This is a genomic window from Actinoallomurus liliacearum, from assembly GCF_039542035.1.
GTDB lineage: Bacteria > Actinomycetota > Actinomycetes > Streptosporangiales > Streptosporangiaceae > Actinoallomurus > Actinoallomurus liliacearum.
The window spans coordinates 1-10,498 of record NZ_BAABHJ010000002.1 but is presented as its reverse complement, the minus strand read 5'-3'; the positions used below and the strand labels follow the sequence as shown (position 1 = coordinate 10,498).

9 protein-coding genes and 1 pseudogene are annotated in these 10,498 nt (G+C 67.4%); 5 read left to right on the top strand and 5 right to left on the bottom strand.

Annotated features, from left to right (window positions below; all coding sequences use genetic code 11):
- Nucleotides 1-8: 8 nt before the first annotated feature.
- From ABD978_RS02465 to ABD978_RS02455, 3 genes are read right to left on the bottom strand one after another with little or no spacing between them, the layout of a single operon-like run.
- The gene (locus ABD978_RS02465) at nucleotides 9-863 is read right to left on the bottom strand and encodes an HpcH/HpaI aldolase family protein (protein ID WP_345347526.1); all 855 of its coding nucleotides are present in this window, start codon (nucleotides 861-863) and stop codon (nucleotides 9-11) included.
- The gene (locus ABD978_RS02460) at nucleotides 860-1,453 is read right to left on the bottom strand and encodes an SRPBCC domain-containing protein (RefSeq protein ID WP_345347523.1); all 594 of its coding nucleotides are present in this window, start codon (nucleotides 1,451-1,453) and stop codon (nucleotides 860-862) included. Before ABD978_RS02460 ends, ABD978_RS02465 begins: the two co-directional genes overlap by 4 nt.
- A gap of 16 nt (nucleotides 1,454-1,469) precedes the next feature.
- Nucleotides 1,470-2,264 (bottom strand): ABC transporter ATP-binding protein, encoded by a 795-nt coding sequence (locus tag ABD978_RS02455; RefSeq protein WP_345347520.1) that lies wholly within the window; start codon nucleotides 2,262-2,264, stop codon nucleotides 1,470-1,472.
- 368 nt (nucleotides 2,265-2,632) lie between these two features.
- Between ABD978_RS02455 and ABD978_RS02450 the strand changes: the two genes are divergently transcribed.
- Nucleotides 2,633-3,028: a hypothetical protein gene (locus ABD978_RS02450; RefSeq protein ID WP_345347517.1), complete on the top strand. Its 396-nt coding sequence runs from the start codon at nucleotides 2,633-2,635 to the stop codon at nucleotides 3,026-3,028.
- 261 nt (nucleotides 3,029-3,289) lie between these two features.
- On the opposite strand, the gene ABD978_RS02445 is transcribed toward ABD978_RS02450, so the two are convergent.
- Nucleotides 3,290-3,610, bottom strand: coding sequence for a histone-like nucleoid-structuring protein Lsr2 (locus ABD978_RS02445; RefSeq protein ID WP_345347514.1), 321 nt, complete (start codon nucleotides 3,608-3,610; stop codon nucleotides 3,290-3,292).
- 427 nt (nucleotides 3,611-4,037) lie between these two features.
- Nucleotides 4,038-4,196: pseudogene (locus ABD978_RS02440) on the bottom strand (IS5/IS1182 family transposase); the annotation flags it as partial.
- Nucleotides 4,197-4,447: 251 nt separating this feature from the next.
- On the opposite strand from ABD978_RS02440, the gene ABD978_RS02435 reads away from it, so the two are divergent.
- From ABD978_RS02435 to ABD978_RS02420, 4 genes are all read left to right on the top strand, one after another.
- Complete coding sequence (locus tag ABD978_RS02435) at nucleotides 4,448-5,143, top strand: HAD family hydrolase (RefSeq protein WP_345347512.1); 696 nt, start codon at nucleotides 4,448-4,450, stop codon at nucleotides 5,141-5,143.
- Between the two features lie 530 nt (nucleotides 5,144-5,673).
- On the top strand, nucleotides 5,674-6,726 hold the full coding sequence (locus ABD978_RS02430; RefSeq protein ID WP_345347510.1) for a cellulose binding domain-containing protein: 1,053 nt from the start codon (nucleotides 5,674-5,676) through the stop codon (nucleotides 6,724-6,726).
- Between the two features lie 36 nt (nucleotides 6,727-6,762).
- On the top strand, nucleotides 6,763-8,427 hold the full coding sequence (locus ABD978_RS02425) for a glycoside hydrolase family 27 protein (RefSeq protein WP_345347507.1): 1,665 nt from the start codon (nucleotides 6,763-6,765) through the stop codon (nucleotides 8,425-8,427).
- Between the two features lie 84 nt (nucleotides 8,428-8,511).
- Nucleotides 8,512-10,221, top strand: coding sequence for an RICIN domain-containing protein (locus tag ABD978_RS02420; RefSeq protein ID WP_345347504.1), 1,710 nt, complete (start codon nucleotides 8,512-8,514; stop codon nucleotides 10,219-10,221).
- The last annotated feature ends 277 nt before the right edge of the window (nucleotides 10,222-10,498 follow it).

The following is a 10,498-nucleotide window of genomic DNA, read 5'->3' as shown; positions in this document are numbered from 1 at the left end:
TTCCTTCTTCAGGCGCGGCCGGTGAGTTCGCGGCCACGGTCGAGCCCCGGGTACGAGCGCACGGGAAGGGTCATCAGGAAGCGATATCCCTCCTTGAGGACCCGCTCGACGTTCCCGGCGGTCACGTGCGGGTGGCCGACGGCGACGCCCCGCTCGCCGCAGATGTCGAGGATGCGCCGCTTGCAGTCCAGGACCTTCGGGTGCTCGTACCGGCGGGGTACGCCGAGCTCCTGGCTCAGGTCGCCCTCGCCGATGATCACCAGCCCGATGCCCGGCACCTGGTCGAGGATGTCGGGAAGGTTCTGGATGCCGAGCTGGTCCTCGATCATGAGCGCGACGAGGATCTCGCCGTCCGGGTCCAGCGGCCAGACCCCGCTTTTGGCGTAGTACTCGTCGTTCGTCAGACCCCAGTAGCGGGCCGCCGCCGCCGGGCTGTCCCCGCGTACGCCCGCCGGTTCGTAGCGCGGCGCGTCCGGCAGCCGCGGGTAGCGGCAGGCGGCGACCGCGTTGTAGGCCTCGTCCACCGTCGTGACGTGCGGCCAGACGATGCCGTAGGCGCCCAGGTCGAGGGCCTGTTTGGCGTGCCACTGCCCCTTCTCCGCACCGTTGGTGGGGATGCGTACGAGAGGGGTCACCGCCGGGGCCAGGTCACCGGCGGTAGCGATCTGCCTGCGGTTCAGCAGGTACTGGAGGCTGTGCTTGAGACCGACGACGTCCCAGGGTTTGTGCTCCATCTCGAAGATCAGGCCGTCGTACTTCGCGGTGCCGAACTCCAGGGCGGCCGCCGGGTCCGGCGGCACGAAGGACGCGAAGGCGTGCTGCCCGTCCTCCAGCGCGCGGATCACCCCGTTGAGCCTGGTCACGCCGCACCTCCTTGGTTGGAACGTTCCGTACGCCTGCTCCACAGCGCCGACCACCAAGCGCGGATCCGGGCGGTCAGCGTCGTCGGTGCCGGCGCGACCGGCGTGCCCGGCGCCGTCTCCGCCATCGCGGTCTGCGGTTCGGCCGGCCCGGCGCACAGCTCGACCAGCCGCGCCGAGAAGTCCTTGGTCATGCGGGAGACGACGACCCCGGCACCCGCCTCGATCAGCGAGGTGAGCTTGCCGGTGAGCTGGATCTCGCCGTTCATGGCGACCTGCGAGCCGTTCCCGTCCTCGATGACGCGGAAGGTCGCCTCCCCGGTGAAGCGGGTGGCGGCCTGGCCGTCCTTGCCGCGGGCCGTGAGCCGTCCCTCGAACCCGGCCTCGTCCAGCTCCAGGTGCACGCGGGCGCCGAACCTGACCCGGACCGCCCCGAACTTGACGACGAGGGTCCCGTCGAACGAGCCGTCGTCGTGGGCCTCGCCGAGCTCGGCGCCGGCGATGCAGGACACGACGTCCGCAGGACTGGAGATGACCTCCCACACCCGCTTCCGCGAGCTCGGGACGGCGATCGTCTCGGTGATCGATATCAACGTTGAACCTCGGTCTCTACGCGGTGGCGTCAGACATCTGCAGCTCGGACTTGAAGAGGCTCCACAGGTCGTTGTAGAGCTCCGCGAACTCGGGTGACTCCACGAGGGAGCCGATGCTGCGGGGCCGCTCGAACGGCACCTCCAGGACGCGGCGGACCGTGCCGGGGCCGCTGGACATGACGATGACCTCGTCGGCGAGGTAGATGGCCTCGTTCAGGTCGTGGGTGACGAAGATGAGCGTGCCGTTCTGCTCTTCCCAGATGTTGAGCAGTTCCTGCTGGAGCTTCAGGCGGGTGATGGCGTCCAGTGGGCCGAACGGCTCGTCCATCAGCACGATGGACGGGTTGTAGATGAGTGCCCGGGCGATGGCGCAGCGCTTCTGCATGCCGCCGGACAACTCGCGCGGATAGTGGTCCTCAAAACCCGTGAGCCCGACCAGCCTCACCCAGCGCTCCACGCGCTCGTCACGCTCTTCTTTCGGCACCTTGCGGAACTTCAGGGCGAGCCCGATGTTCGCTCTCACGCTCAGCCAGGGGAGCAGGTTGGACTGCTGGGTGACGTACGCCGCCGCGGAGTTCACGGCGGTGACGCGCTCGCCACCGAAGTAGACCTCGCCCTTGGTCGGGGAGAGCAACCCGGCGGCCAGGTTGAGGATCGTGCTCTTGCCACACCCGGACGGCCCGATCACGGCGACGAACCTGCCGCGCCCGACCTGAAGCGAGACGTCCTCGATCGCCGGCCGGTGCGTCTCGGGGAACTGCAGCGTGACGTTCTCGAAGCGGAGCGCCTCCGCATGCGGGTTGGTCGACATCGTTCCCCTCCTTGACCCGCAGCCAGATTGTCCGACAAGCGGTGCGCAGGAACGTAACACGCACGACATCTCACGACAAGAAGCCAGCATCAAAAGGGTCAAACGAGGACAGCGGTGACGGATCGTCATCACTCGCCCAGAGATATTGTTAGACAATGACTCCTGTGCTTCACTGGGGAGGCGCAGCGACCGGCCACCCACACGGGCGCGGCGGAGGTCATGGGCAGAGCCGTGCTCGTCGGCGGAGCGACCAGAGGCGTCGGCAGGGTCGTCTCCGCGCCTCCCGGCGGCCAGGTACGGCCGATCGCTGGGCCCGCTGCGGCGACATGGGCAGAATTGGGGCCCTTGCCCGCCCCTAGGGAGATCCCATGCTGTTATCAGCCCGTATCGCCATCGCATCGGCCGTCGGCGCGGCCACACTGACCGGTCCCGGCACGGCCCACGCCGCGTCCTCGTTCACCTGCTCCTCGGTGCTCGGCAATGGCGGCATCGTGGCCACGGTCTGCACCGATATCCTTTCCGGCCAGGTCAGGGGCCGGCTCACCCCTCTCGCCGGCGGGGTGACGGTCGACAGCCTGACCCTGTACGAGTGCAACGCGGCCGAGACGTCCTGCACGACTCTGGCGGAGACGACGACGCTGACGACACCGAGCTTCGCCGCCACGACGGGCAAGCACTATGAGACATGCGCGTTCTTCCACGTACGCGAAACGCCGACGCAGGTCGTCCACTACACGGGTTGCAGCCCGTTCGCGGTCGCCTAGGCGGTCCGCCCGCCGTGGGGTCGAACGATGCAACGGCGAGGGACCACACGCTGCGGAACGCTCGGCGAAGCAGCCATCACAGACCATCGACAGCAGGACCGAGCCGGCGATCTCCACCAGCGCGGCCCGCAAAACGTCGTAGTTGACCAGTTCATCGGCGAGGTAGGCCCATCCCGCGACCGCCGCCGTCACACGCTCGCGACCGGGAAGCGGCTTGCCTGGGCCTCCGCGAGAGCAGGCGGCCGTGAGAGAGCCGCGCTGTCAGTGCGCCTGCTCGTACTGTTCGATGACCGTCGCCGGGATACGACCGCGTTCACTGACCTCGATCCCACGCGCCTTCGCCCACGCGCGGATGTCCGCACTGCGCTGGCGGCTGGACACGGCACGTCCTCGAGGGCGCCGGACACCGCCGACCCGCCGCCCGCGCTCCACGAACGGCGACAGACGATCACGCAGTATTCCCGCATTCTCGGCACTGAGGTCGATTTCATAAGTGACCCCGTCAATGGCGAACGAAACCGTCTCTTCCGCTTCGCTGCCATCCAGATCGTCGATAAGTCGTTTGATGACCTGCTCGGCCATATTCATTCCTTCCTCGATGGATGCGCGTTAACAGTTGTAGCCAATGTAGCACCGCGGGCTACTTCCGGATCACGGCTAACGATCACCGATCGCGCTCTAAAGCGCGGCTCTACGCGCACACGGTGCACGATCAGAGTAACGCGCCAGGCAGCGCTGGGATGACGGTTCCGTTTTTCGGGCGGCCGCCCTCACCAGCGACGTCACCGGCACCTGCGAACACAGGTCAATCTGACCGGCGATTTCCCAGCTTCAGAGCGACGACCTCTTCGTGCGCCTTTCCAGATCGCCGATGACACCCCCTGCAACCTTCGTTAGCGAAGGAACGGATCAACGATGACCGTCACTCACACACGACCCTCAAGCCAGATCCGGAGCTCACCTCGACCGCCGACGACGGCGCCATGCAGCACACACTGAGCCTTTTCCACTATGCGCCGGCTTCGCGGTTGTCCAGGACGTGGATGGCCTTGGCGAGGTGACCGGCCCGGTGGGGGCAGCAGCGGAGCTTGGTCAAGATCTTCCATGTCTTGAGCTGCGCGTTCGCTCGTTCACCGGGGCCACGGAGCTTGGCGTGGGAACGGTCGGCCACCGACGCCGGCAGGGCTTCCTCCCGCTGTCCGACTGCCGCCAGCAGCGCCATCGCAGCAAGGCCCCCGCCAAGATCCCACGCAGTCCAACAGCGTCTCGGCGGACGGGCGTCCTACCAGTTTGATCACTATGGCCGGTCCCCGCTCACACGGTGTGGGAATGTGAGGCGGCAGGCTCGGAGCAGCGCTGCGGCACCCTTCGGCACCGTATCTCCGGCAGAGCTGTCCGCACGACGAGAAGGAGCGGGTTGTGAGGGAGAGCCGTGACGGGTGGAAGGTTGTTTCCGACCCGTCGGCATGGGTCGGCATAGTCTTCGTCGACATTGACGGCACCCTCGTACCCGCCCCCGGCTCCGCTGTCCACGTAGCCCGATATCTGGGCACGGAGGAGGAGATGGCTAAGGCCGAGGCAGCCTACGCGGCCGGTCAATTGACCAACCCCGAGATCGCGGCGGTGGACGCCCTCGCATGGGCGGACCGCACCGAACGGGAGATCGACGACTGGCTCACTCAACTGCCGCTCGTCGACGGAATCGCGGAGATGGTCCAGTGGTGCCGTGCTCATCGTCTGCTGCCGGTACTGGCCACCCTGGCCTGGCAGCCGATCGGGAAGCATCTCGGGAAGAGGTTCGGGTTCGCCGCCTACTGCGGACCTGAGCTGGAAATCCTCAACGGGTCCTTCACCGGCCGAGTGCGGGCCACCTTCGATGAGTTCGGTAAACGCGACTTCGCGCTGCGCTACGCGGCGAACCTCGGCTTCGGCCCGTCCCAGTGCGCCGCCATCGGCGACAGCCGGTCGGACCTGCCGCTGTTCGACGAAGTCGGCCTCAGTATCGCCTTCAACGCAGACCAGCAGGCGCGTGACAGGGCCTCGACGACGGTGGACGGCGGGGACCTACGGGCCGTGACACCGCTTCTGGCGGATTGGCATCAGCGCATTCGTTGAAGCGCCCAGCCGGGTCAGGGCCTCGGCCAGCGCGCGGGTCAGACCCCAGATCCTGGCGGCCTTCAGATCATGCACCGCGCCGGGGCCGGACGGAGGGTTGTGGATCACCCGTCCTATCAGGGGCCTCTTCACGTCCGAAGGCCGCCGTGCCGCCCGCAACCATGCTGTGATCAGCAGGCCCTCGCAGGATGCTAGAAAAGGCCCACTCAGGCACTTCGCACCGCATCACCGTGCCTTCAGACGGCGGAGGCGGCGAAGGATCGTCCCCGGTCGATGAAAGCGGAGTGAAAGCCCAGCGGACGTCACGCCGGCCGTCCATCGCCCCGACTTGCGCCAGAACGATCCCCTGTCACCCGTGACCGCCGGCTCGCTTGACATATGACTGCATCGGCGCACACTCCTGCCTGAGTCGGCGTTCAGCATTCCGCACCTAGTTCGATATTTCGACATCTTCGGCGGGATCGGACGCGATCGCCTCGGCGAGGCACCGGGGCCGCGCGCCGGTGCCCCGCTCCTTCGCTGAGAGGTGGATGAGGCGCAGAGTCTTCCTGTGGTGGACCGGCGCGGTTGCCATGCTGGTCCTGGTGGCCGGTGCTTTATCCGGTGTCGGTGTCGGTTCCGCTTACGCCGAGTCGAACGGCGGTGTGCGGGTCATGCCGCTCGGCGACTCGATCACCGATGGGTTCACGGTGCCGGGCGGATACCGGACCGGGCTGTGGCAACGCTTCGCGAACGACGGATACAGGGTCGACTTCGTCGGGTCGCTGTCCAACGGGCCGGCCGCTCTCGGAGACCACGACCACGAGGGGCACTCCGGCTGGCGCATCGACCAGATCGACGCGAATGTCGTCACCTGGCTGCGCACCTACACGCCGCACACCGTCCTCCTGCACATCGGAACCAACGACGTCCTCCAGAACCACGACCTGGCAGGCGCGCCCGCCAGGCTGTCGGCGCTGCTCGACCACATCACCGCGACCGTGCCCACCGCCGAGGTCTTCGTCGCCACCATCATCCCGCTCGCCGACTCCGGCCAGGAGGCGAACGCCCGTACGTTCAACGCCGCGATCCCCGGCGTCGTGCAGAGCAAGGTCAACGCCGGCGAGCACCTGCATCTGGTGGACATGCACGCCGCGCTGACCACCGCGGACCTGGCCGACGGCATCCACCCGAACGCCACCGGGTACGACAAGATGGCCGCCGACTGGTACAGCGCGCTCAAGTCGGTACCCGGCAGCATCGGCGACGCGGATGGAGGAAACGGCGGAGGCGCCACTCCCCCGCCCGGCGGCTGCGCCGCCAAGTACACCGTGGCCGGCCAGTGGTCCGGCGGGTTCCAGGCCTCGGTCACGGTGACCGCGGGGAGCAGCGCGATCGCCGGATGGACCGTCACCTGGCACTACGCCGGCGGACAGAGCGTCACCCAGGCCTGGAACGCGACCGTCAACAGCTCCGGATCGACGATCACCGCCCACAACGTGGGCTACAACGGCGCCCTCGGCGCCGGCGCGAGCACCGACTTCGGGTTCACCGGATCCGGATCCGGCGGCGAGGTGCCCGCGCTCACCTGTACCGCCGGCTGACAGCCCCGTACTCCCGCACGCCTTATGAGGTGACACGTGACACGTCCCACTGATCGTGAATCCGGCGCCGGGTGGCGCTCGACGGCCCACCGGGCGACCCGCCTGGCCAGGCTCGGCCTGGCCGCCGCGCTCACCTTGCTCGTCACGCCGGTGATCGCGCTCACGTCCGCGCCGCCGGCATCGGCGCTCGGCAACGGCCTGGCGCTGACGCCACCGATGGGCTGGAACGACTGGAACGCCTACGGCTGCAACGTCAGCGAACAGCTCGTCGAGCAGACGGCGCAGGCGATGCACGACAACGGTATGCAGGCCGCCGGCTACCAGTACGTCAACATCGACGACTGCTGGATGGCCTCCGGTCGTGACGGATCCGGGAACCTGGTCGCGAACTCGGGGAAGTTCCCCGACGGGATCGCCGCGGTCGCGAACTACGTCCACTCGCTCGGCCTGAAGCTCGGGATCTACGAGGACGCCGGCACGGCGACCTGCGCCGGATACCCCGGCAGCTACGGACACGAGCAGCAGGACGCCAGGCTTTTCGCCTCCTGGGGGGTCGACTACCTCAAGGAGGACTGGTGCAACATCCCGTTCGGCGACTTCTCCGGCCAGTCGCACCAGCAGGTCGCCCAGACCCTCTACACGCGAATGCGCGACGCGCTCTCCTCGACCGGCCGCCCCATCGCCTTCAGCATGTGCAACGGCTGGGACTCCAGCGTGCAACCGTGGAACTGGGCAGGCCCGGTGGCGAACCTGTGGCGCACCACGGTCGACATCCAACCGAACTTCACCAGCATGCTGAACAACTTCCACGTCAACGTCGGGCTCGCCGATCACGCGGGCCCCGGTGCGTGGAACGACCCGGACATGCTCGAGATCGGCAACGGCATGACCGCGACCGAGAACCAGGCGGAGTTCAGCCTGTGGGCCGAGATGGCGGCACCCCTGATCGAGGGAGGCAACCTCGTCAACCCCGGCTCCTCCACCCTGTCCGCCCTGACCAACAAGGCAGTGATCGCGGTCGACCAGGACTCGCTCGGCAAGCAGGGCACCCAGGTGTCCTCCTCCAACGGCCACGACGTGCTGGCCAAGCCCCTCGCCAACGGTGACGTTTCCGTCGTCCTGTTCAACGAGACCGGATCGACCGCCACCATCTCCACCACCGCATCCGCCATCGGCAAGACCGGATCCTCCGGCTACACGCTGACCGACCTGTGGACCGGTGCCACGTCCACGACCAGCGGCACCATCAGCACCTCCGTCCCCGCACACGGCGCCGTCATGTACCGGGTCACCGGCGGGACCACCGGCGGCGGGCCGGCCGGCGAGATCCACGCCGTCGGCGCGGGCAAGTGCCTTGACGTGCCCAACGCGACCCAGACCAACGGCACCCAGCTGCAGATCTTTGACTGCACCGGTGGCACGGGCCAGATCTGGGCCTCCTCAGGCGGCCGCCTCACCATCTACAACGGCGCCAAGTGCCTCGACGCCTATGACAACCAGACGACGGCCGGCACCAAGGTCGAGATCTGGGACTGCAACGGCGGAGCCAACCAGCAATGGCGGATCAACTCCAACGGCACCATCACCGGCGTCCAGTCCGGGCTGTGCCTCGACGTGACCGGCGCCGGCACCGCCAACGGAACGCCGGTCGAGCTATGGCCCTGCAACGGGGGCTCCAACCAGCGATGGACCATGGGCTAGCGACTCACGCGCCGTCCGAATCCGCATCATCGGCCACAGCCCTTTGCTCCCCACGAGTTCCCTCACTCATCAAGAGAGCGCGCAGTGAACACAACCAGAACCAGAGGCGGAAAAGCCGCCGTCCTCCTCACCTCGCTGGCACTCACCGCAGCCGTTGCCGCCTTCGCCGCCACACCCGCGCACGCCGCCACCACCCTGGTGGTCAACGCCAATCAGGTCCTGCGTCCGGTGACGCATGTGGCGACCGGCTCGCTGTACGGCCTGGCGAACGCGACGACGCCGGCTGACAACCTGGTCCAGCCCATCAAGCCGAACACCTTCGTGCAGAAGCCCCAGGGCGGCAAGCAGCAGCCCACGGGTGACATCCTGACCGTGGCGCCGGAGGCGGCCCGGGCGGGCGCGAAGGTCGTGGACCGCCTCTCCGACATCTACGCCGGCTGGCCGTACCAGTTCAGCTGGAACAACTGGTTCAGCCTCGTCGACCAGCAGATCGCGCAGGTCAAGGCGTCGGGGATCACGAACCTGGCCGCGTACGCGCTGTGGAACGAGGCCGACGGCACCTGGTCGTCCTCCAACGGCACCTTCGAGGACTTCTGGACCCGTACCTACCGCGAAGTGCGGTCCAAGGACGCGACGACCCCGATCCAGGGCCCGAGCTTCTCGGACAACATCAGCGACATGCAGAACTTCCTGCAGAACGCGGTCGCGACGAACACCGTCCCCGACATCCTGGCCTGGCATGAGCTGTCGAACTCCGCCAAGATCGCCGGTGACGTCGCCAACGTCACCGCCATCGAGAAAAACCTCGGAATCAGCCCCCGCCCGATCGCCATCGAGGAGTACGCCGCCCCGTCCGAGGTCGGCATCCCCGGTCCGCTCGTCAGCTACGTCGCCAAGTTCGAGCGGCTGGGCGTCCACGACGCCGAACTCGCGTTCTGGAACCAGTCCGGCGCACTCGGCGACCTGCTCACCGGCCAGGGTGGCTCGCCCAACGGCGCCTACTGGCTCTACAAGTGGTACGCCGACATGAACGGCCAGATGGTCGTCACCACCCCGCCCGCACAGACCGGAATCGACGGCGCGGCGGCACTCAACAGCGCCGGCAACCAGCTCAGTGTCATCGTCGGTCACGGCTCCGGGGACTGCGCCGTGACCATCAACGGACTCGGCGCCTTCGGCGGCACCGTCCACGTGAAGGTGGAGTACACCCCCTCACCGGGGCGCACGGTGGCGGTTTCGGGGCCCGGCACGCTGGCCGAGTCGAGCTACGCCGTGACCAACGGCTCCATCACCGTGCCCATCTCGGGGATGAACGCCAACGACGGGTACCACCTGGTGGTCACTCCGGGCAGCGGAGGATCATCCTCGCTGGCCGGCACCTATCAGATCAAGAATGTGAACAGCGGGCTGGCCGTGGACACCCAGAACTCCGGCACCGCCCGGGGGACTCTGGTCGACCAGGCCGCTCCCTCGTCCAGCAGCACCCAGACCTGGACCCTCGTCGATGCCGGCTCCGGCCTCTACAAGATCGTCAACAAGGCCGGCGGGCTGTTCCTCGGCATCACGAACATGAGCACGAGCGACGGCGGGACCGCCCTGATCTGGAGCGACAACGGCACCGCCGACCACCTGTGGCAGTTCGCCGCCGATGGGAACGGCCACTACAAGATCACCAACCACAACAGCGGCCTCCTTCTCGGTGTGACGAACATGAGCACCGCCCCCGGCGCCCAGGTCATCCAGTGGGAGGACAACGGCACCGCAGATCACCTCTGGACCCTCAGGGCCCGCTGAATCCGAGAAGCCACAGGTCACCGATTGATCGGGGCGACATTGACACGGTAGAGGTCACTGGTTCAATCCTAGTATCGCCCACCACATCAATGCAGGTCAGGCCATGTGCCTGGCCTGCATTTTGGTTTCCGGTGCTAACGATGCGCCGGAATCGGGAGCAGATCGGGAGCAGGGTGCTCCACAGCTGATCGGGACTAACCCATTCCGTAGGTCGGGGGGACTGATGCCCCTATGGATGTCAAGCCGGCGTTGGGGCTTTGGCGGATCGGGGGTCGGT

Bases quoted from the DNA above. Each gene is read 5' to 3' on its own strand.
- ABD978_RS02445 (WP_345347514.1), bottom strand. From the start codon at position 3,610: ATGGCCGAGCAGGTCATCAAACGACTTATCGACGATCTGGATGGCAGC.
- ABD978_RS02430 (WP_345347510.1), top strand. From the start codon at position 5,674: ATGAGGCGCAGAGTCTTCCTGTGGTGGACCGGCGCGGTTGCCATGCTG.
- ABD978_RS02455 (WP_345347520.1), bottom strand. From the start codon at position 2,264: ATGTCGACCAACCCGCATGCGGAGGCGCTCCGCTTCGAGAACGTCACG.
- ABD978_RS02450 (WP_345347517.1), top strand. From the start codon at position 2,633: ATGCTGTTATCAGCCCGTATCGCCATCGCATCGGCCGTCGGCGCGGCC.